Annotated in this window: 18 protein-coding genes and 1 pseudogene; 7 read left to right on the forward strand and 12 right to left on the reverse strand. The window is 47.0% G+C overall.

Features of this window, described 5'->3' with window-relative positions:
* The first annotated feature begins 4 nt into the window (after positions 1-4).
* The 5 genes from R3289_RS13040 to R3289_RS13060 are packed head-to-tail and all read left to right on the forward strand — an operon-like array spanning position 5 to position 7262.
* Positions 5-1216, forward strand: a complete 1212-nt coding sequence (locus tag R3289_RS13040) for a hypothetical protein (protein ID WP_318926063.1) — start codon at positions 5-7, stop codon at positions 1214-1216.
* Positions 1213-3024, forward strand: a complete 1812-nt coding sequence (locus R3289_RS13045) for an IucA/IucC family protein (RefSeq protein ID WP_318926065.1) — start codon at positions 1213-1215, stop codon at positions 3022-3024. Before R3289_RS13040 ends, R3289_RS13045 begins: the two co-directional genes overlap by 4 nt.
* Positions 3025-3030: 6 nt before the next feature.
* Positions 3031-4230, forward strand: coding sequence for an MFS transporter (locus R3289_RS13050; protein WP_318926066.1), 1200 nt, complete (start codon positions 3031-3033; stop codon positions 4228-4230).
* Complete coding sequence (locus R3289_RS13055) at positions 4202-6067, forward strand: IucA/IucC family protein (protein ID WP_318926068.1); 1866 nt, start codon at positions 4202-4204, stop codon at positions 6065-6067. The genes R3289_RS13050 and R3289_RS13055 overlap by 29 nt, the downstream gene beginning before the upstream one ends.
* Complete coding sequence (locus tag R3289_RS13060) at positions 6060-7262, forward strand: type III PLP-dependent enzyme (RefSeq protein WP_318926071.1); 1203 nt, start codon at positions 6060-6062, stop codon at positions 7260-7262. The genes R3289_RS13055 and R3289_RS13060 overlap by 8 nt, the downstream gene beginning before the upstream one ends.
* A gap of 139 nt (positions 7263-7401) precedes the next feature.
* Here R3289_RS13060 and R3289_RS13065 read toward each other — a convergent pair whose 3' ends face one another.
* Positions 7402-7557: a hypothetical protein gene (locus R3289_RS13065; RefSeq protein ID WP_318926098.1), complete on the reverse strand. Its 156-nt coding sequence runs from the start codon at positions 7555-7557 to the stop codon at positions 7402-7404.
* A gap of 397 nt (positions 7558-7954) precedes the next feature.
* Entirely contained in the window at positions 7955-8314 is a 360-nt protein-coding gene (locus tag R3289_RS13070) for a hypothetical protein (protein WP_318926073.1), read from the reverse strand.
* A 735-nt stretch (positions 8315-9049) separates the two neighbouring features.
* Here R3289_RS13070 and R3289_RS13075 point away from each other — a divergent pair.
* Positions 9050-9469, forward strand: coding sequence for a hypothetical protein (locus R3289_RS13075; protein ID WP_318926075.1), 420 nt, complete (start codon positions 9050-9052; stop codon positions 9467-9469).
* A gap of 354 nt (positions 9470-9823) precedes the next feature.
* On the opposite strand, the pseudogene R3289_RS13080 reads toward R3289_RS13075, so the two are convergent.
* The 10 genes and pseudogenes from R3289_RS13080 to R3289_RS13120 all read right to left on the reverse strand — a co-directional run.
* Positions 9824-10684, reverse strand: a pseudogene (locus R3289_RS13080) (group II intron maturase-specific domain-containing protein); the annotation flags it as partial.
* Positions 10680-10805: a hypothetical protein gene (locus R3289_RS20550; RefSeq protein WP_413466699.1), complete on the reverse strand. Its 126-nt coding sequence runs from the start codon at positions 10803-10805 to the stop codon at positions 10680-10682. The gene R3289_RS20550 and the pseudogene R3289_RS13080, both read right to left, overlap by 5 nt.
* A gap of 802 nt (positions 10806-11607) precedes the next feature.
* On the reverse strand, positions 11608-12888 hold the full coding sequence (locus R3289_RS13085) for a BatD family protein (RefSeq protein ID WP_318926077.1): 1281 nt from the start codon (positions 12886-12888) through the stop codon (positions 11608-11610).
* A 5-nt stretch (positions 12889-12893) separates the two neighbouring features.
* Positions 12894-14621, reverse strand: a complete 1728-nt coding sequence (locus R3289_RS13090; RefSeq protein ID WP_318926080.1) for a vWA domain-containing protein — start codon at positions 14619-14621, stop codon at positions 12894-12896.
* Positions 14614-15678, reverse strand: a complete 1065-nt coding sequence (locus R3289_RS13095) for a VWA domain-containing protein (RefSeq protein WP_318926082.1) — start codon at positions 15676-15678, stop codon at positions 14614-14616. Before R3289_RS13095 ends, R3289_RS13090 begins: the two co-directional genes overlap by 8 nt.
* Positions 15675-16184 (reverse strand): DUF4381 domain-containing protein, encoded by a 510-nt coding sequence (locus tag R3289_RS13100; RefSeq protein ID WP_318926085.1) that lies wholly within the window; start codon positions 16182-16184, stop codon positions 15675-15677. Before R3289_RS13100 ends, R3289_RS13095 begins: the two co-directional genes overlap by 4 nt.
* Entirely contained in the window at positions 16184-17146 is a 963-nt protein-coding gene (locus R3289_RS13105; RefSeq protein WP_318926086.1) for a DUF58 domain-containing protein, read from the reverse strand. The genes R3289_RS13100 and R3289_RS13105 overlap by 1 nt, the downstream gene beginning before the upstream one ends.
* A gap of 14 nt (positions 17147-17160) precedes the next feature.
* Positions 17161-18144, reverse strand: a complete 984-nt coding sequence (locus tag R3289_RS13110; protein ID WP_318926087.1) for a MoxR family ATPase — start codon at positions 18142-18144, stop codon at positions 17161-17163.
* 9 nt (positions 18145-18153) lie between these two features.
* Positions 18154-19446 (reverse strand): anaerobic sulfatase maturase, encoded by a 1293-nt coding sequence (locus R3289_RS13115; protein WP_318926088.1) that lies wholly within the window; start codon positions 19444-19446, stop codon positions 18154-18156.
* Between the two features lie 53 nt (positions 19447-19499).
* Entirely contained in the window at positions 19500-21017 is a 1518-nt protein-coding gene (locus R3289_RS13120) for an arylsulfatase (RefSeq protein ID WP_318926089.1), read from the reverse strand.
* Positions 21018-21140: 123 nt separating this feature from the next.
* Here R3289_RS13120 and R3289_RS13125 point away from each other — a divergent pair, with 123 nt between their 5' ends.
* Positions 21141-22016 carry a LysR family transcriptional regulator gene (locus tag R3289_RS13125; protein WP_318926091.1) on the forward strand — a complete coding sequence of 292 codons (876 nt, stop codon included), beginning with the start codon at positions 21141-21143 and terminating at the stop codon, positions 22014-22016.
* Positions 22017-22344 lie beyond the last annotated feature (328 nt).

A 22344-nucleotide genomic window follows, 5' to 3' on the forward strand; every position in this document is an offset into this window, starting at 1 on the left:
CCCCATGAAATCTACGATTATCATCGTGAGTCATGTCGTGAATGATGCAGTCACTCATGGCTTCGTGCCTACAGCAAAAGCGATGGGTCTCCACGTCATTTTGATCACCGACCATAAGCTCAACCACTTGAAGTTAGCCAGTGACGATGGCCGCTTTACCCCCGATGCAATTCTTGAATGCGATGTCTTCAACCCTCTTGAACTCATCGAGACCATCACAGAGCAAGGTCTAAAGCCCGATGCTGTTTTCAGTAACAGCGATCACCTGCAAACCTCCACCGCAATCTGTGCACAATTCTTTGGCGTACCCACGAAAGATTGGACCGTCACGCTTAAAGCAAAGAACAAATACTTAACTCGCCAAGTACTCAACGAAAAGTCGCTTCCCAATACCCAGAGCGTGTTGTTACATCGAGATGCCGCTCCTACATTCGATTTTATTTTCCCTGTGGTTGCGAAACCCAAGGAAGGTGTGGCGAGCTTGGACGTTCAGCGCTGTAATTCTGAAACTGAGCTCGATAGTTATTGCGATGCGTTTTGGCAAAAGCACCCAGCCACCCCAATTTTGGTTGAGGCGTTTTTGCAAGGTCCGCTTATCACGGTTGAAACCATTGGTGACGGGGAAAGTTTGACTGCGCTTGGTGGGTTCGATGTTGAGCTCTCAGCTCCCCCTTACTTTATCGAAACAGCGGCAAGCTGGAATGGCATTAACAGCGTTCAGTATCGTGACGAGTGCGTACGCCAGCTACAGGCTTTTGGCGTGGGTTTTGGTGTCTGTCACAGCGAATTTATCATCACAGAGACAGGGCCTGTGTTAGTCGAAATCAACTATCGCAGTATTGGTGATGGCCGCGAATTTTTGCTCGATAACCTCAGTGAAGGGCGTTGGTTCACCACTATCTTAAACCTTCACCTTGGTAACAAGCTTGATAAGGCATTTCACATTGATGGCAGTGCCCATGTGCATTATGTGGTAGCAGAACAAAACGGAATAATTGAAGGGACATCCACCTCTTTCATTCACCAAGAGGGCGATATCGTCACTCAACAGCAAGTGCTCAAACAGGCGGGTGATGCTTTCCAACAAAGTTTCTCCAACAAGGATTACTTAGCGAGAATTTCAATCGTCTCCCCTTCTGGCCAGCCTTTAGAACCTGCGATCCAACAAGCAATAGCTCGCTTCAATCTCACAGCAGTCAACGAGGTGACAGCATGAACGACAACGCTTTATATCTCACTCAACGCTTAATCGACACTTGCTTACGTGAAGATCTCTTTGGGTTGGTTTCTCGAAGCCGATTTGAGACTGAACTCCCAAGCAAACTCAATATCTCTTCTTATCCTCGTGAACAAATGTGGCTTATTGTTCCCGGTTCGGATTTTACGCTCTACTTGCCCGTCACTCCGAGTTATTACATGCAACGTTGGGTATACGGACAACCAAATGGCTCTGGATGTCATGGCTGGCTGATCGAGGCAAATGATCTTGTTAAACCTCAGCAGCACTATCGTGATTGGATTGAATTACTGAAAGCGATTGCTCACGAAAGCTCTCACTCGTTGCTCGATAGTTACTTACCAGAACTCGAATGTGCAGAGAGGCACAAAGGCCTGTGTGACGAAGCCTTCAGTCAACATTCTGAATCACTCATGCAGCCGATTTCTCAACTAGATCGTTGGGAGCAAAAACTCTTACGCGCCGATCAAATCGCCTCCTACCTTGACCATCCTTACTACCCAACAGCCCGTGCTAAGTTCGGTTTGAGCGATCAAGACCTCGCGCAATACGCGCCAGAGTTTGCACAAAGCTTTACCCTTCGTTGGCTTGCAATTGAAAAGTCACTCGTTACCTTGACCAGCCCACAACCGGAATGCTGGCCGACAATGGAGCAGGTGGGAATGCCAGCAGATTTTGCTCTGAGCCATGAATTGTTCCCCGCGCATCCACTAACGCTTCAAAGTCTGGCTTCTCTGCCTGATGGCGTGATTGAAACGCCCCTCGCATACCTTGATGTAACTCCGACCCTATCCGTGCGTACCGTCGTCGTGAATCAAGCACCGCATATCCACATCAAAGTGCCGCTGATCATGCGCTCGTTAGGTACTAAAAATATCCGCTTAATCAAACCATCAACGCTCTATGACGGACACTGGTTTGAACGCTTATTAACGCACTTAGAACAAAATGATAAAGACTTGCACGGCACGTTTTTCCATTGCAATGAGAAGCACGGCGGTCATGTTGGAGACGACAAAACCTTCGCTTACATCGTACGTGAATATCCGCAGAGCCACTTCCAAGACAAAGCACTGGTGCCTGTTGCCGCCCTTGCCAGCCCAATGCCTGATGGACGTCTGTTCTTAGAACACCTCGCCGAGCAGTACTATCAGCAAGACACCCTTGCATGGTTTAAAGATTACGTTGACCTGTTATGCAAAGTGCAACTCACGTTATGGCTTCGCTACGGTATCGCTTTGGAATCGAATCAACAAAACGCCATCATCGCCTTTGATGAGCTGGGTAAGATGACCTTAGCCATGAAAGACAATGATGCAGCACGTATTTGGCCAGATCGTTTCCAAGCGTTTGAACAGCACTCGCCTGTTAAATGCGAACAACTGTTAGATCAACGTATCAAAGTAGACGACGAACTTGCCCTTGGTCAGATGTTTACCACGATTACTTTGCAGTTAGACATCGCTGCGATTGTGGAGGCAATGGCCGCAAAAGGGATTACAACGTCGGCTTCTCTGTATGCAACGGTCGCAAACAGTCTTTCACAACAGCTTCGCCAGTTAGGCAAACAAGGTCATGACACCAAACTCGCACACAAGATGTTATTTGATTCGCCAAACCTATACGCCAAGTATTTATTAAGCTCGGGGAGCTTGTTATCAAAAGAAGCGTCTGGCGCAAGCGATATCAACAAATTCTATGGGTTGTCCACACCGAACTTCTTGTTGCTTACCAGTGAAGAGGCACAACATGCTTACCTCGAAGCCATCAAGCAGAGCGTGAGTTAATCCATCATGACCAAACTCATCTACTGCGTGCTGCTGTGCCACTTTATCGCGGCGTTTGCCGCCTTAGGAATGCCTCTGTTTTTACCTATGGTATTGCCCACACTTGACGAGCAAATTGATACCGATTGGGCGGGGGTATTATTTATTCTGCCCACCTTTTGCACCGCTGTGGCGGCACGTTTTTGGGGGAAATTTGCCGATAAATATGGCAGGCGCCGCTCTTTATTGCGTGCCCAACTCGGACTTGCAGCAGGCTTCGCGTTGTGTGGCTTGGCAGATAACCTCACGATGTTTGTGTTTGGTCTTATCGTTCAAGGAACCTTTGGCGGCACCATGGCCGCCTCAAACAGCTACTTATCCAGCCAAATCAACGATGCGAAAACACTCGGTAAATCGCTCAATAAGACTCAGCTTTCTGCCCGCTTGGCGTTAATCATAGCGCCGATTGGACTGGGCTGGAGCTTATCGGAAACCAACCCACTGAACGCGTATCTTTGGTTGTCCGTTTTACCTTTGTTAGCGTTGGCGATCACCTTAACACTGCCTGCCGATCACCTTGCGAAAAGAAAAGCTGAAAAAGGCCAAGCATCTAATGAAGCTCAATGCACTCAAACTCAACCATTAAGTGTCCTTTATTGGGTGTTCGGCGCGCAATTCTGTTTTGCTTTCGCCATGGTAGTCACATTCCCCTATTTCTCACCTTATGTGCAGCAATACGGTGTGACAAACCAAGCGTGGATTGGCTTTTTATACGCCCTGCCACATGGTGTCTACTTGCTCTTTGCCGGGAAAGTTCATCTGTTCTCAGAATGGATTAACCGCCACCATCCGCAACGTACTTTGTGGTTAGGTTTCAGCTTGCTTTCACTCAGTGCCGCAATGCATCTGATACCTTTCCAAGCGATGCTGATTGCTGCTCGTATTGTCTTTGGTCTTGGCATGGTCTGCTGCTATCAAGGTTTACACCAAGCTTTAGCAAACCAGATCGATCGACAACAAAGCGGAATAATATTCTCGCGCTTTGATGCCATGTCTAAATGGGGCGGAGTTGCAGCAGGGTTGAGCGCGTCTTTCATCGCAAGTTTGGGCTGGCTTGAGGTTCCTTTCTTACTTTCTATGTTGATCAGTGGCGGTACCGTTATTGCGCTGATCATCCATTCAAAATTTGGACATCAACATGTTACACACTCAATTATCTCCGACTGAGCACTTAGCCGAAAACACAGAGCTGCTAAATCGTAAAAAAGTGCAGCTCAACCGTGAAAAAGCCCAACTCAATACCAGCATGGGCGTGGTGAACTGCTATTTGCGTGAATACGCGATACCGAACGAGCAAGTCGATTGGTGCTTTAGCGCTGTCTCTCTGCCACAGACCTTGAAAAGAAACTATACCGCTCAGCAGCGTGTGGCGATCCACCTACCTCACCAAAACCTACCTCAGGAAAATGGCTTGCTGGTTTTGCCCATTGAGTACATGAGCAAACTGGGGAAAATAAAACTCAGCGATAGACCCTGGGCTAAAATGCCCGGTGTAGGCTGGTGCAAACTGGACGCAACGCAAACTCTGACACTGTTACTCAACTACCTCAAACAAGTGTTAGAGATTCCATTCAATCACGAGTTGGTCGAGCAAATGGAAAACAGTTTGTTGATCACCGAGCAGTTCCTCAACCTAGACAATGCACCTCAGCATCACAATGCGTTTATCGCCTCAGAGCAGTCATTATTGTGGGGGCATACTTTTCACCCAACACCAAAGAGTCGCTCTGGTGTCAGTATCGATGACTTGCTCGCTTGCTCACCTGAAGTTGGCGCTAAGGTTCCTCTGTATTGGTTTGAAGTGGATACCACACTGCTCGATGTATTAAGCTCAGGCAATCGAACTGCACCGCAAGCAATGCTTGAGCAACTCGCACCAGAACAGAGTGAATCTGCGACTACCATGCTTTACCCTTGCCATCCTTGGGAAAGTTACACCCTTTTGCAAAACCCAGCGGTCAAAAAAGCCATAGAACAAGGCAAAATGACCCCGCTGGGTTTAGGTGGTGAAAAACTCTTGCCAACGTCATCAGTGCGAACTCTTTATCACCCAGATATGGATTGGTTCGCTAAATTCTCTATCAACGTACGTTTGACCAACTGCGTACGAAAAAACGCATGGTATGAGCTCGATAGTGCGGTTCAATTGACCTCTATTCTGCATCCAATCAAAGAAAGCGAGCAGCTGCGTAACCCTGTATTCAAGGTGATGACAGAACCTTACGCCACCACATTAAATCTAGAGTCCGTCGCCGAGCTGCAACAGACAGATGTCATAAAAGCGCGTGAGTCGTTTGGTATTTTGTATCGAGAAAATTTCACTTTGAGTGAAACCGATATCTTGCAACCGACTTTAGCGGGAGCACTCTTTGCCTATGACAGAGACGGAAACAGTTGCATCGCTACTCAGCTCAAACATAAAGCTAAAGCCACACAAAGTCAGTATGAAAATGTGGCAACGTTGTGGTTCGAGCGCTACTTACATTGTTTGATTCCGGGCGTATTTAACTACTACTTCAAACACGGGGTCGCGTTTGAACCTCATTTACAAAATACGCTAATTGGTTTTGAAAATGACATGCCTTGCTGCGTATGGATTCGTGACTTAGAAGGTACCAAACTACTACCTGAGTTTTGGTCGCCAGAGACGCTGCACCGATTATCTGAGCGCGCTCGTCAATCCGTATACTACAGCCGTGAGCAAGGGTGGAATCGTATCGGTTACTGCACCTTCATTAATAACATCAGTGAAGCCATTTTCTTTATCACTGAAGGGAACTCAAGGCTTGAAGAAGCATTATGGAGCGCTTTAAAAGACGCCATAGTTCGTTGGCAGTCAATCAATGGCAAACAACCAGTATTGGTTGCACTACTCAACGACGGCCATTTCCCAAGCAAAAACAACTTCACAACACGTTTGATGCAAAGTGCCGATAAAGAGTCTAGCTATACCCAAGTTGCGGCACCTTGGGCGACTCATACAAAAGGAGTTGACCATGCCTAATTCCCCTCAACTTCCGACATATATTCAGCAAGAAGTGCAGCGACTGGCAGAACAACAAACACAACCGCTGTGCGCTTATCTCTATGACCTAAAAGCATTAGAACTGCACATTAAGCAGATGTGTCATGTATTACCGAAAAACGTTGAATTGTTTTATGCCGCAAAAGCCAACCCTTCAGCGCCAATACTGCGCACTCTCGCGCCTTATATCGATGGTTTTGAAGCGGCGTCGGGCGGAGAGCTTAGTCACCTTGACCAACAACAACTCAACAAACCGCTGATCTTTGGTGGCCCGGGAAAAATGCCTAGTGAGTTAGAACAGGCCATTAAGCTTGATGTCGATGCTATTCATGTCGAAAGCCTTACAGAGTTGCAACGCATTGGCGCCCTGACAAAGAAGTTGAATCGAACAACCTCTATTTTCCTGCGCATGAACATCGACATTGGTGACATCACACTTAGCAAGTTAGCCATGGGCGGAAAACCAACCCCGTTTGGTTTAGATGAGAGTGAGTTAAGTAACGCGCTGATGTATCTGCGCGATTGTCCCTTAATAAAGCTGAAAGGCTTTCACTTCCACTTGATGTCACACCAACTTGAAGTTGATCGCCATCTCGCCTTGATGCAACGTTATTTCCAAGTAGTAAAAGAATGGCAAAAGACGTTCTCACTCGATGAACTAACGATCAATCTCGGTGGCGGCATGGGCATCAATTACCAAAACCCTAAACAACATTTTCCGTGGATGGAGTTTTGCGACAAATTGGAGTTCCTCATTGCCAAAGAACATCTGCAAGGCTGGAAACTGCGTTTTGAATGTGGCCGCTACATCTCTGCACCTTGTGGTTATTACGTGATGGAGGTGTTGGATATTAAGCAAAATCTTGGAGAGCATTTTGTGATCGCTCGCGGTGGCACGCATCATTTCCGGACGCCTGCAGCGCAAAACCATGACCATCCTTTTGCGATCGTGAAAAGTAAGCAGCAACCCGTTATTTCACATTCGATAAACCATACTACGGCCACGCTGGTTGGTCAGTTATGCACACCAAAAGATGTTCTCGCTCGGAATCAACATATCGAGCACATCGACATCGGTGACTATGTGATATTCACCCTAGCAGGTGCTTACGCTTGGAATATCTCACATCAAAACTTCTTAATGCACGAGCCTCCTGTATTCCATTATTTCTAACTTAAAGTGTAAGTCGAAACTCCCCGGAGCTTAGCTAAAGACCGCGTAAATGAAAAAGGCGTTAGTAAACTCGAGTCTACTAACGCCTTAAATAAATTGAACATCATCTACGTATGATGAACATGTTTCAGTTTAATGATTACGCTTGATCTGACTCTGCATCAATACCGCAACCAGTGTAACTTTGTAGTGCGATTTCGTGTTCAAAGACTGCGGCATCGTTACCTTCTGCCAGTAGCTCCGCTATTTCATCCGCGACTTCTTGCTCATTGATGCTTGCACTATAAGTCTGCATAACTAAAACCAATATTCAAACAGTTACAAATCAATTTTCAGCATAAGTTCGCATAGGATTGCAGGAGAAGCCAGCAAATTAAAACCACTCTAAAAATTCAACATTGTAAAATTACCACATGAATATGGACTTGCTGAAGCCGTCACAGAAAGCTTTGGGCCGGACCTAATTCAACGCTGAAACACATATAGACAGAACTGCGTTAGAACTTAAGCTCTAACTCGGGTGTTTCGGATAAAGAATGGTATCTCAAACTGCGCAGTCCCCCCCACTTGCAACTGGCTTTGTGATACGCATAAAGACGATTACTAACGGGAAAACTGAGCATTAAATCCTTGGTTTGCTTGTCACTTACTAGTGATTCAATGCTGCCTGGCACCTGAGTCCTTTATCCTTTTTAAAAACGGCTATTCAGATAAAAGTGACCGGAGTGCAAATGAATTTGGTACAGGGAGATGTCACCCGGCTTACAGAGGGTGAAGTGGGATCCGATTTCCGGCTCATCTTGGATACTGGCACCTTCCATGACTTCGATACCGAGCAGCAGCAAGCAATGGCCCGCAGTGTGGACGCACTGGCAACCGAGGACGCCACTGTAATCTTGCTGTGTTGGCCGCGGCGCATTCGTCCGTTGATCCGGGGGGTGAGCCGGGTGGAAATCGAGGCCGCCTTTACTGGCTGGCAAATCACCGACGTGGAACCATCCTTTTTCAAACTGCCTCCACCCCTGGAATGGGTGCTGCGCCCAGACGAGCATTGGTACCGCCTGCGCCGCGTATGAGATTGAGGTTCTGGCTGCAGTGGACGTCCGCTGCGCGTACCGCCGCTGAACGCGAGCTAAAGCACAAAGTTTATCTAGAGAAGAAGTGCGTCAATATCAGCCTCATTTTGAGGCTGCTTCAAACGCCTCTGGACTGACGCCACCACAGTTTTATCGGTTATATTAACGATGCCATGGCCCCATCCCCTCTTTTTATGACGAAAACAATCATCGACTAATAGAACTCTCTACCCGTGACTGGGAGTCATCCGAGTGCCAGTTATTAGCTGCAATCATCATGAGAAAAAGTATGGTAATTTCAGGATTACCATCTGTTACTGAATAAATACGTTAACTCAGTTTGGGGCAGAACCGAGCTAGCCATAGCAGCTAACTTGGAAGTGGACAGAACTGCGTTAGATCTTAAGCTCTAACTTGGGCGTTTCGGATAAAGAATGGTATCTCAAACTGCACAGTCCCCCGCTTTGTGATACGCATAAAGACGCTTACTAACGGGAACACTGAGCATTGCGGCCTTAGTGAAATTCAATGAAAAAATGCAAAAATGATGATTACGATTCAATGATGCCTGGCACCTGCCCCCTTTATCCTTTTAAAAACAGCCATTCAGATAAAAGTGACATCAACCATTGTTAACAAGGTAAAGCTAATGTAGCATCTGCCTATATAATAAAAGCCTAATTTAACAGAGAGTAAATGGAGAAGTGACAGATGTTCATGATAGAGCTAAATGATACTGGCTGGAGATACTGGCTGATAACGGCTGTACTGCTTAGTTACGGAGTCGTCGCCGACCCGATGGGGTTTGTGTTTGCTATAGGCCTGACCGTCGTTCATCTGCTCCACTTTGTCATCAGCAAACGAAGTGTTACCGCATTTCCGATACAGGTTCGATTCTGGTACTTGTCGCTGCTGTTGTTGGCACAGTTCGAGGGGCTTGGTTGGATATATTGGATCCCGGCAATAGGCACTTGGGCTCAAGTACTCTTTGGATACTGCGCCATGGCACGCCTTGTTTCACTGTTGCCTTGGAATAGCAATGAGCGTTTTTCAATTGCTCTGATCAGACGAACATTGCTTGCCCGCCCGGTTAAAGGCAGCATCAAGCAAAAGGTTGCCGCTGACAGTTAATCGACCAAGGGGCTGACAAAGTGACAAAGGCATCGGAGTCTGATCCCTTTGTCCTATAATTGCTGACAGTGGCTTCGTGTTTCCTGGTCTAATATTCCTGGCCCCTGGCAGAGGTGGCTATGAGCAGACAGCTGAAAGTTGTGGTACTGGTATTGCAAATCAAGATGAACAGGATACGAATAAGCAATAACTCTAAGTGATAATGGAGCAAAATCGTGCCAGATGGTGAGGCTGGCACGAAGTTGTCGGATAGACGACACTTGTTACCAAGTGCCGTCCTCCTAAGAACCGTACGTGCAACTTTCACTGCATACGGCTCAAGCCTCCGCTAAGGCGTGTTATGTTACCCAGCAATCACAATGCAGCTAAGACGGGATCAAACCACGAATTTCGTCCCTGTTTTTTTGGCTTACGCTCTTTGAGGTAAGGTTCATAAAAGGGATCGTAAGGCGTTGCCTTACTCATGATTTTTACATGCCTTTTAATTGGGGTTTGGGCTATCTGAACCAGATTAAAATGGCAGTCCATATTGGCGATTTTCTGCCAGCCGTGAAATTGCCATCCACCTGTGCGGTTCATATAATATTTTCGACGTACCCAGTCTTTGCTTTTCGCTGGATGACGTCTAACTGCCCATCGCCACAACAACCAGAAAAGTTGATGACTTACATAATCGAAAGTTCGCTTTGCAACACAATGACGATAATAGTTCGCCCATCCTCTCAGCTTCGGATTCAGTATCTTAATCAGATCGTTAACTGGAATAGTTGCGTGCTTTTTGATGAGTTCGCGTAAGTTACTCAAAAATGAAAGAACGTTGATCTTGCTTGGTTTTATAAGCAGTTTGCCTTTGTATTTTCTGAGGTTGAACCCTAGAAAATCAAAACCGTCATCAATGTGGGTGACATGCGTTTTCTCTTCAGAAAGCGTTAAGCCCCTTTCTTTTAAAAAGCCAATGAGCTGCGGTTTAATTTCGTTAACTAAGACTTCCTGTGAAGACCCTGTTATTACGAAATCATCTGCGTATCCAATGAAGTTCACTCTATCACCCGTTTTACGCGCTATCGACTTAACTAGTTTTTCCAAACCAGCTAACGTCAGTAACATAAGCGTCGGGGAGATGATGCCACCTTGTGGCGTCCCCTCTGCTGTATTGTAAAACATTCCTTTATCGATAAAGCCACATCCTAGCCACTGTTTCAGCATTCGTTTATCCGCGGGTTGCTTTTGCAATGCGCATTTGAAGCTTTAATACGAGCTGCTCCATGGCTGTCCAGTTAATGGCTTTCCATTGAGCATCGATAGGAGGGGCACTAACTTCAATTGAAGCTACCATTTGCATTCCTCCTTGAATAAAGTTCTTCAAATCATCTTGCAACGGGAGACCAGCTAGAAGTCAGCTCGCTTTCGCGCCAGATAACAACCTGTATCCGCATCATTACAACACGGCTTTCGCTTTTTCTAGCCTCCTTTACCTGCACCACTATCGGCTATCTTCGCAGATAGCTTTCCCATAGGGAGAAGTACAGGCTTACCCTGTTCCATATGTCACGCAACGTCGGGTTAGATGCCCCATATAAGTGCGGAGAGCGTATTGATCACGAAAGAGTACTGTCCAATCTCTTTCCTACTCTCGTGCCTTTTGGCCACAGCGTATTAACCACTTCCGCTGATCCACGTATAACGCACCTTGTATGGATTCACTTACGTTCATCATACCGACACCCTAGCACTTACCCGATTTGTGGTTATCAGGAGGAACGTCCTCTCACGATTCCATTCCCGCTCAGCGAACTGCTGAACTTCGTTACATTGTCGGGTTCGCTGCTTTATTCAGAACCCTAGGGTCATCTGGTGATACAGATGGTTCACTCTTATCGCGGTGAACAGCGCTTCATACGACTTCAGGTCGCACGGACATAAACGTGTTAGGTCATTGAGCTCTGGGGCAAGCTCACCTATTAGGAAAAGTAAGGTAACATGGATTAGAGTTCTGGCCTGCGATTGTCCGATAAAACGGATCAAGTCCAGTTCCTGCCAAAGCGTCGGACTGTACTTACTGCCCTCGTTAAGTCCCGACAAGGTTCACCGAATTCTAGAAAAAACCTTTCCGTTTTTAGGCTAGTGCTCATTGAAACTCAAGTATCTAGACGTTTTAACGCTCTCGGTAACTTCATTCGCCACACAGGTAGCTTTGTTGTTCGAACCTTTCGCCAGCCCTGCTTGATTAATCGGCTATTTTGTTCCCCGGCTTGAATACGTGCGCTTATTTGTTGCCACTGTTCACTGTTATCCACTTTGGCCATTTCTAATTGTGAAGTATGCGTACGCGCTTGTCGATATAACAACGTACGTACCGCGCCCCAACGCTTGGCTCTAACAAGACGACGGAATGTTAGCCAGGCAGGAACAGGCCGTTTTCGGTAGTAACGCTTAATGGCAATTATCGCTGAGACCAGTAACGTAAGCAAGATACAGGCGGCAATTAACCACGATGAATAGGCTTTGAGGAATGATGCGAGCGTGTGTTTCGCGTGAAAACTTTGCCCTTGCACCACAACGGTCTCAAGCTGGTTGCTTTTGCTGTTCCACCAATGAAATTCGATATCCGGTAAAGTGATGTCTCCGCCTTGTTGAATCACATAAACACTCTGTTCGGTTCGAGTCGACTGATAATCGCCACGTGTTTGTGTATCAGACAATTGATGTGGCTGCGGATAGGTGTGGTATTGCTGTGTAGACAGATCTGACAGCAGATTTGGCAAGAGCACCGACAGGCTATCTTGCGCACTCACCGTTACCGTTCGTGTAATCGCATCACCGACTTTCAATTGCTCGTGAGACGTCTGCCATTGCTGTTCTATTTCAACATTTGAAGCGACAAACCATGGAGTTTGATCGCTGACCATCCCAGTTGGCAGAGCGGCCTCAAATCGCAGTGGTGGCGTATATAAAGTGCCCGCAACATTTGAACCATCGGGCACAGAAACTTTTACCCAAACCGGTACTGGTGGAATCACAAAGCTCCCCGAAGCTTGTGGGTAAAGCGTCACTTCCCAGCGCTGGCGCGACCAAGTTTGCTCACCCTTTCGGTCTGAAAAGTTAGTGGCCAACTGGTTACGCTGCTTGGCAATCAAGTTAGCCACATCAATTGCACCGATGCGTGTGCCACCTGTAAACCAACGGGACGTCGCGACTTCAATATTCAAAATCACTTGCTGGTTAACACTCACTTGCGGTATGCGGCTATCGCCTTGCGTGCCGATCCAAGCTGTGATTTCAACATCATGGTTACGCTGCAATTGGTTAATATCCAGTTCTGCCGCAAAGCCACTGAATGGCGTAAACAAGGCCAGTACCAACAACCAAATAGTGATGAGTATGTTAGCTTGAGGTGACGAGTTATGGTTTTGAATCAAAATAGTTACTCCTCACCTAACTCATTGGCACTGTTAGATACATCGACCGGATTTTGTAACTGGATTTGGAATTTGGCGCGTAAGAAATACTTCGGATCAGCTTCAACACGTTTTAGCCATTTATCCGCCACCGCTTGGTCATTCAGCAACTCTTCAGCACTTATCGACTCTTTGATCATCAGTTCTTCAGAGGTTTGTTCTTGGAAGCCGTCGCCAGTCCTTGGTTGATCCTCGCCGAGCTCTACGGATATCTCTTGTTGCCCTTCTGCTGATTTCCCTTGGCTTTCACTCATCTGGTTAATCTCGTCCACCAAAGCGGTGATGACTGCTAGGTTGTGTTCAACGTCTAGTCGTAACTTTTCACTTAATGTGGTTTGCGCGGCCAGTATTTGCAGTAAATCTCTGGCAGCAACGTACTCTCGCTGTCTAGCCAGTGCGCTGGCGGCGTTATACAAACCTAAATCGCATTCGTCTTGTGTCGCGGCGTGCCTTAGTTCTAAAAACGCGCTATGCGCCAGCTTATATTCGCCCGCGTAGTAATAAGCGGTGCCTTTACGTAGTGGGTCTTTAAAATGCTTGGCCGCTTCAAGGTACTGTTTGTTGTTTATTAGGTGCTGGCCTTGCTGATCCGGCGTTAACCACAAGTCCCACCAACTTTGCGCGAGCTTATCCCACAATGTGACTTTTTGGACCACTTCGACTTGCTCGGCTTTACTTTGCACTGGCTGCGCCATTGCCGTTTTGGGCAATAATAAAGAACCAGAAACCATCGCAAGCAAACACCACTGCACCAGCCAACCTTTGCGGAACCACAACATCATGATCAGCGCAATAGGATAAAGCAGCACGTAGCCCATGTCCTTCCAAGGCATCGACGATTCGCCGTTGAGCTGCATGTTGCGCTCCACTAGGCGATTCAGCGTTTTGATATCACTACCGTCGATGCTCACTTCAACCAATTGCCCGCCTGTTGCACGAGCCAACGCGCGCAATGAGTCTAAATCCATCGGATTATCGCTAACTCGCTCAGGATTTCCTGCAGCAAGAATCAACAACTGATATGGTTTGTCTGAAAAGAAGTCTTCAAAGCTATCGATAGTATTGGGCGTCACACCATCGCTGACCAATAACACGCTTGAGCCTAGCTCGTTATTTAACTGTTGATCGATAAGTGATAAGGCTTGTGATGAGTCTTTCCCGTCAACAGGCATGATTTCTGGTGAAATAGCCGCGAGGAAAGGGTCAAACACTTTTGCGTCTTGCGTCACTGGCATTGCGACATGTGCGCTGCCAGCGTAGACCACCAAGCCAGTTCGACCGCCTTCTCGCGCTGAGAGCAAATCTCGCACCTTTTGCTTGGAGCGCTCTAAACGACTTGGCGGCAAATCTTTTTGTAGCATCGAATCACTGTTGTCTAGTACCACCAGCATCGACGCTTTATCTTCCCCAAATGGTGACGCTTCTCGCTGCCAAGTTGGTCCGGCGCAGATGACAATCGCCAACGTCACGTTGACCAGCAGTAACTTAAGCGGCAACTGTTTTCGCCAGCCTTTTTCGCCGATGGTCAGCGCGCTGCGTAGGTGTTCGGGTAACACATCTTTCCAGCTTGGTCTGGAATCTTCCAATAAGCGTAGCCAAAGCAACAATACCATCGGCACAAACGCCAGTAACCACCAAGGTCTTAGGAAGTGAAATTGGCTGAAGAACTGCTCAACAGTCAGAGAATCAAACATGCTTTTCTCCTTGTTGAGTGTTTGAAGTTGAGTTCGCTAATCGTCTTCGTTGCAGCGTTGCTAAACTGAACGCCAACAGATGCATCACGACTACGATCGCCAACAAATAATGATGCAGAGTTTGTTTTGGTCGATAAGTGGTACTTTCGTAGAGTTGAGGTTCAAGATCACCAATCTCTTGATAAGCGAGCGCTAACTCATCTCGGTTGAGCGCTTGAAACGCTTTACCACCTGATTCACGGGCAATACGTTCGATCGTCTCCATATCCAGTGCGGATTCACCCACAGTTTGCGGATCTCCCATCGCGATAACATGTACGCGCACGCCTTTCGCTTTGGCAACTTTTGCCGCGTCAATCGGTTCGACAAAGCTGCCAGTATCATTTCCATCGGTCAGCACAATCACGACTTTCTCTTTTGGCTTGTTTTGCTGAGGATTGGATTGCGTACTCTGCTCAAATACTTTGATCGCCAAACCAATTGCATCACCAAGGTGGGTACTTTGCCCTGCCATTGCAACCTCCGTTTGGTCGAGTAACTCTAACCAGACTTGTTGGTCTGCGGTAAACGGGGTTTGTACAAATGCAGCATCGCCAAACAAGATCAAACCTAATCGGTCGCCTTTTCTTGTGGTCACAAACTCAGCAAGGACCTCTTTCGCTGCATCAAGACGAGACATTTTGCTGCCCGATTTTGAGTTGAAATCGACTTCTGCCATTGAGCCGGACAAATCCACCACGACCATTACGTCACGCCCGAGCTGCTCGCGCACTTGTGATTTACCCAGTACGTTCGGCTGCGCCAATGCCGTGACTACGCACACCCAAGATATAATCAGAGTGGCTCGCTGCCACCATTTGGGCGCAAGTTGGCTCGCGCCTTCAGACGGCGTTTCACCTATCGCATCCACCAGCAATTGAAAGAAAGGTACTTTGATCGCCATTTGTTTGGTGCGATAAGCTGGTACGAGATATGAGATAAGCAGCGGCACTGGTAAAAGCAAAAACCATAACGGGTGGGCGAACTCTAGACTGTTCAGTGAGAGCAACGGATTCATACTCTGCCCTCCTGAGTCTTATTGCTTAGGCTATGTTGTTCAAGCCAGACTTTCGCTCGTTTGATCAGTTCAGCATTTTGCTCTGGGTTGAGTTCAATGCTCGGATTGACCAAACTTTGCTGCCACTGCTTTGCGGTTTGATCATTAAAAGCGGGGTGTTCTGGGCTGAGTTCATTGAGCTTATCTAAGAAGGCCATATCGAACAGACAAGCGTTACCGCTGTCGAGATAAACCAGTACGATTTTCAAAACAGAAAACAGCCTTTTCCCAGTATAATCATCTTGCGGATTGAGTTCGTTGAGCACAGTTAATGCTTCACTTCGGTAGCGATTGCTCCACCAATGACGAAGCGCCTTATAGGTCAAATACGCGAGTACGAGCAATGCAACTAAAGCGAGCAGCTTCCAACCGATAGTTTGCGGCCACCAACTGACACTTTCTGGCACCGTCACATCGTGTAAATCCCGTAAAATATAGGTGCTTGGCGGGGTATGGATAGTCGCCATTATCGACCTCCCACCAACTGTTGAAACTGAGCAATGTGCTCACCGGAAGTATCAAGCTCGATATGGGGTAGCTTTTTGATCGACATAAGCTGAGCCAGAGACTGTCTTTGCTGCGCCATTCGTTCGGCCAGATGCTCGCTGGCGGTTTCGACTTTGGCTTTGCTGTCTAAGTTAAGTTGATAGCGCCCGTCACCCACCACCCACTTCAGGCTGGCGAGGTCTTCTGGTAACGCTTTTTCAAATGGGTCACTGACCATCACCGCCAGCACATCGTTGTGTTGCTGCAGTTGTTTCAGATGGTCGAGATGACTTTCCTCGCAATCATGCCAATCACTGATGAAGATAATCGTCGACTGTTTGAGCTTCATTCTTTTCACTTGCTCAAGCCAACGCGAAAAGCTGACGTGTTCACTGTTGTGCGCGTCAACATTCAAGGCTTGGTTCGACTGAGCGAGGCGTTTTAACTGGGCTAAGAATTCATTTTGCGAGCGCTGTGCTTTGCTATGAAAAACGCGTTGATGCGCGGCAATCACGAACCCGACACGGTCACCGTCTTTCAATACTCGCCATCCACACATTGCAGCGATTTCTGCCGCGACCACCGATTTCATCACTTCAATCGAAGAGAAAAACATCGCACTGCGCTGGTCGACACAAATAATGACGTTGCGGTCTTTCTCTTCGGTGTAACTTCTCACGTGCGGTTTTCCGGTACGCATCGTCACTTTCCAATCGAGGTTACGAATATCATCGCCGAGTTGGTAATGACGTAACTCTTCAAAGTTCAAGCCACGACCACGAAATAGAGAGTTATGACGTCCAGATAGAACACTGCCGGCTTTGAGATGTGGCAAAAGACTGAATGATTTAGCCTGAGCTTGCAGGCGAACTAAACGGGCGTAATCACAATATAAACGCGGATCGAGTCCTCGGGACTGAGGAGCATGAGTCGGCTTGACCATTTCTACCTCCGCGCTTAGCCGATTTCGACGTAATCTAACAGCTCTTCAATGACGCGTTGATGGTCAACGCCGTCTGCCAACGCGTCGTAGCTCAGTGAAAAACGATGTCCCATGACGGCAGGCACCATGGCGCGAACGTCATCAGGTAGGACATGGTCGCGACCTTGTAGCCACGCATAAGCACGAGCACATTTATCAAGCGCAATAGACGCACGCGGACTTGAACCGACTTCAATCCACTTGTCGAGTTGAGAATCTGGGTAACGTTGCGGTTTGCGGGTTGCCATCACCAAAGCAACGATGTAGTCTTCGACCAGCTCAGAGACCGCGATATGCGGCAACTCTTGGCGCGCTTCAAGGATCAGCTCGGGAGAAATATGCTCTACAGGGTTCGCCGTTTGTGAGGCTTTTGCACCAAGCTCTTCACTACGAACCAAGCGGATAATATCTCGCTCTGCCTCGTCTTCTGGATAATCGACAGTCACCTTCATGATAAAGCGGTCCATCTGCGCTTCAGGTAACGGATAGGTTCCTTCCTGCTCAATCGGGTTTTGCGTCGCTAGTACCATAAATAGATCGGGTAGCTGGTGCGTTTTGTCACCCACGGTAATCGTCCCTTCTGCCATCGCTTCAAGCAAGGCAGCCTGCACTTTAGCGGGCGCACGGTTTACTTCATCGGCAAGAACAATACTGTTAAAAATCGGTCCCGGTTGGAAATGCAGTTGTGGCTTACCCGCCACTTCTTGATACACCTCGGTGCCAGTGACGTCTGACGGTAATAAGTCAGGAGTAAACTGGATACGTCCGAAGCTAGTATTAAGCAAATTAGCCAGTGATTTTACCGAGCGCGTTTTCGCTGTTCCCGGCAAACCCTCAAGCAGCACGTGTCCGTTAGTCAGCAAACCAATAACCAAAGCACGAACCACATGACTTTGACCAATTACACTTTGTTCTGTTTGTTCGATCAATTGCTTGATCGCTTGTTGTGCGTTATTCATCCCAACCCCTTACTTAGAATTTTGTTGCTGTAAGATCTGCGATAAACCCACCAGCATAGGCAAGGTGTCATCGAAGTATCGACGGATACCTGAACAAAGGTAGTTAAGCCCTTGTTCACCGTCCGGGGTCTTGATTAAACGGTTTTTCGGGCATTCGCCCCAGCAGTATTTTAGGTAGGGACACTGCTTGCAGTATTCTGGTAGTGAGTCACGCTTTGCCATACCAAAAGTAAACTGACGAGTGGAGAACGCCATCTCATTCAGCGTATGGTCGTGAATGTTCGACAACTTATATTCGGGATACACATAGTGGTCACAGCTGTACACGTCACCGTTATGTTCAATCGCTAAGCCTTTACCACAGAATTCTGCGGTAATACAAAGCTGAGAAGGTTTTCCCATCACTTGAGCGACAGCAGTTTCGAATAGATTGACCAGCACTCGGCCTAAGTCGTTGTTGACCCATTCCACAAACATTGTGCTAAGGAATTCACCCCAGTCATCAGGGTCGACCGACCAATCGGTGACGACTGACATTGGATGTCCCGGTTTGGCTAACTCACTGCCCAGCTCTGGGATCATCTGCTCATTCCAGAACTGTGGCGCGGTCGTGTGGAAATCATTTGGCTCGACCACAGGCGCTAGCTGGATATAAGTGACGCCAAGCTTGCGGGTGAGGAATCGGTAGATCTCCAATGGATGCTTCACGTTGTGGCGGTTTACCGTCACCAGAGCGTTGAATCGCACTTGGTGTTGCTGCAGCTTTTCAACCGCTTTCATTACCAAATGGAAAGTAGGCTTACCGCTACGGGTTTTGCGGTATTTGTCGTGTAGCTCTTGCGGACCATCAACCGATAATCCCACTAAGAAGTTATTCGCATGCAAGAACTCGCACCATTCGTCATTGAGTAAAATACCGTTGGTCTGCAAGTCATTTTCGATGCGCGTGCCTGTTGGTTGGTATTTCTTCTGTAGCTCAACCACTTTTTGGAAGTAGTCTAACCCGAGCAGTGTTGGCTCCCCGCCCTGCCAAGAAAATACGATTTGTTCGCCGTCTTGACTCTCAATATAGCTCTTAATAAAGGCTTCTAAGGTTTCATCATCCATTTTCGGTTGTTTTGGTTGATGAAGCAGATTTTCTTTATGCAGGTAAAAGCAATATTGGCAGTCAATGTTACATTTTGCACCGCCGGGTTTGGCCATCACATGAAAGCGACGTTCATTTCCTTGCGCGGATTTAAACGCAGTTTTCATTGGGACGATTGGCATAGCCGTAGAATGACGTGGGGAAGTTTTGCTCATGCATCTCTCTCTTTGAATTGTGGCGCCCCTAGGAGCGCCACTTTAATTATTCGTTACTTAGGAACAAATGTGCCCGGTTCCATACGAGGTGGGTATTCTTTAAACGTCCCCATCACCTCTTTCACTTTTTCCATCGCTGGCATCATTAAGAATGAGCGCTCGTACATCCAAGTATCGTATCCCATACCAGTATCACCGCGTTCAAATGGATCGATACTTAGGTCAAAGATCTTCGGAACACGAAGCTTGGTGAATGGTTTTTGCCAAATCTCTAAGCCAGTCTCATTTTCTTGAATCAAGAAATGGAACTTATATTTGCCTTGACGTAGTGCAAGTAAATCACCGTCGTCACTCCAATAAACAAACTCGTTACGTGCAGATTTGTCTGATTTACCAGTAATATAAGGCAATTGGTTGTAACCATCTAGATGAACTTTGTAGTTCATATCACCAACTTTCTTACCCTTAAGCAACTCATCAGTCACTTTATCGTTACCTGCTGCTGCAACTAACGTTGGGAAGAAGTCTTCTAGAGACATGATACCGTTAAACGTTTTACCCGCTTCAATCTTACCAGGCCACTTGATCAACATAGGTACACGGAAAGCCCCTTCCCAACCAGTGTTTTTCTCAGAGCGGAATGGCGTCATACCTGCATCTGGCCACAAGTTGATCATCGGACCGTTATCTGTGGTGTAAACGATGATAGTTTTGTCATCAACACCCAGCTCTTTGATCTTGTTTAGTAGGTGACCAATTTGGTCATCGTGCTGTTTTACACCATCAGCGTAAAAACCAGCACCTGTTTTGCCCTTGTACTCTCCTGGTACGTGAGTGAAGTTGTGCATGCGAGTGGTGTTGAACCAAGTAAAAAACGGTTTATCTGCTTTTACTTGTTTTTCAATGAAGCTTTCTGCTGCATCTAGGAATTCGCCGTCAACGTTTTCCATACGCTTACGAGTTAGAGGGCCAGTATCTTCGGTTTTTCCGTCCGCGTATGAGTGGATAACACCGCGTGGACCAAACTTCTTCTTAAACTCAGGATCAGTAGGGTAATCCACGTTCTCTGGCTCTTCTTCCGCATTCAGGTGGTAAAGGTTACCGAAAAATTCGTCGAAACCGTGGTTAGTTGGAAGATGTTCGTCTCGGTCACCTAGGTGGTTTTTACCAAATTGACCTGTCGCGTAACCCAGCTGTTTTAGCATGGTGGCGATCGTTGGATCTTGTTTCGAGATACCTTCAGCCGCACCAGGTAAACCCACTTTAGATAAACCAGTACGCTTAGGCATTTGGCCAGTGATAAATGCAGAGCGGCCAGCGGTAGAGCTTTGCTGTGCGTAGAAGTTTGTAAACTTCGCGCCCTCTTGGGCAATAGTGTCGATGTTTGGAGTGTTGTAAGCCATCATACCTTGGTTATACGTACTAAGGTTCCAATAACCCACATCGTCACCAAATATCACCAAGATATTGGGTTTGTCCGCCGCGTATGCGGTAGCAGAAGCCGCACCTAACGCGAGCGTACAGACGTTAAGCACCAGCTTTTTGCCTTTCCCTTTGGTCGCATTTTTCATACCATCTCCGTTATTTCACTGAAATTATAGGAAGTTAACCTTAAGCTCCCTCATCAGCTAAGATAAACTACGAAGAAACCAGAATAAAGATAGTGACAGTTTACTAATGTATCAATTTAATTTATGAGTACTGTGATGGACTTAAACCTAATTCAGACTTTTCTCGTAATCGCAGAATTCCAGTCTTACACCAAAGCAGCAGAGCATCTGGGGCTCACTCAGCCCGCGGTCAGTGCCTCAGTGAAACGTCTGGAACAAGTGGTGAATAAACAGCTATTTGTAAAGAAAGGACGAGGAATTGCGCTGACCTCTACCGCGTATCAGTTGATTCCGCAGTTCCAGCAAGCACTCAGTATTATCGACAATGCGGTAGTGAAAGAAAAAGCCTTTGAAATCTATTGCTCTGAAGCGCTGTTGCACAAAATAAGTGCAATCGAAGGCGTAATACTTAAAGAATCTCCACCTGATAAATATTTGTTGTTTGATGAACTACGTCAACAAAGTGTCGATTTGGTCATTGATACCATCATTGCTAAGGAGCCCGCTTTTGTTGTCGAAGAGGCCTATAGCGAACCGGCTGTAGTGATCTGTCGCAAAAACCACCCGAGAATTGCGGGCTCAATCAGTACAGTGCAGTTCTATCAAGAAAAGCACTGCCTATTCTCGGGTAAATGGCAACAAGCAACTGGCTTTGAACAGTTAACTAAAGAGGCGTCTCACGAGCGCAAAGTTGATATTGTCACTTCATCTATCGCGAGTATGGCAATGCACGTCGCACGGCGCGACTGCTTGGCGGTTATTTCGAAATCCTTTGCTCAGAAGTGGAGCGAAATCCTCGGGCTACAGGTCCTATCTTGTCCAATTGAGATTTATGAGATCCCCTACAAGTTGGTCTATCACAAACGTCAAATAAACAACCCTGCACATATGAGATTGCGAGAACAGATAAAAGCCTTACTCAAGCTCGAACAATCTATAGAGCATCGTTCAAAGTTCTAGGACGTGATTGGTTTGCTGCCCGTTAGTCTAAAAAAACACCCCAGCAATCGCTGGGGTGTCTGTGTTGTGTTGCTTGAACCATAAGTCGACATAACGCACGACTATAAATCAGTCATTTAGGGGATTCTTTGCATCATAAGTTGGCATAAAAATGAAGCATAAAGTGACATAACCTTACATTCACTCAGTCTAATGAATCGAACATTGAAGGAAACTTTCAAACAAGCCTCATTAGTTTGCTCCCCTTGTTGGCAACAGCAAGAATCATATGAAACAACACCAACCGCTTCCTTATAAACAAAAGTTCATGCATCAGAGTCAGCACCAG

This window comes from Photobacterium sp., assembly GCF_033720175.1.
Taxonomy (GTDB): Bacteria; Pseudomonadota; Gammaproteobacteria; order Enterobacterales; family Vibrionaceae; genus Photobacterium.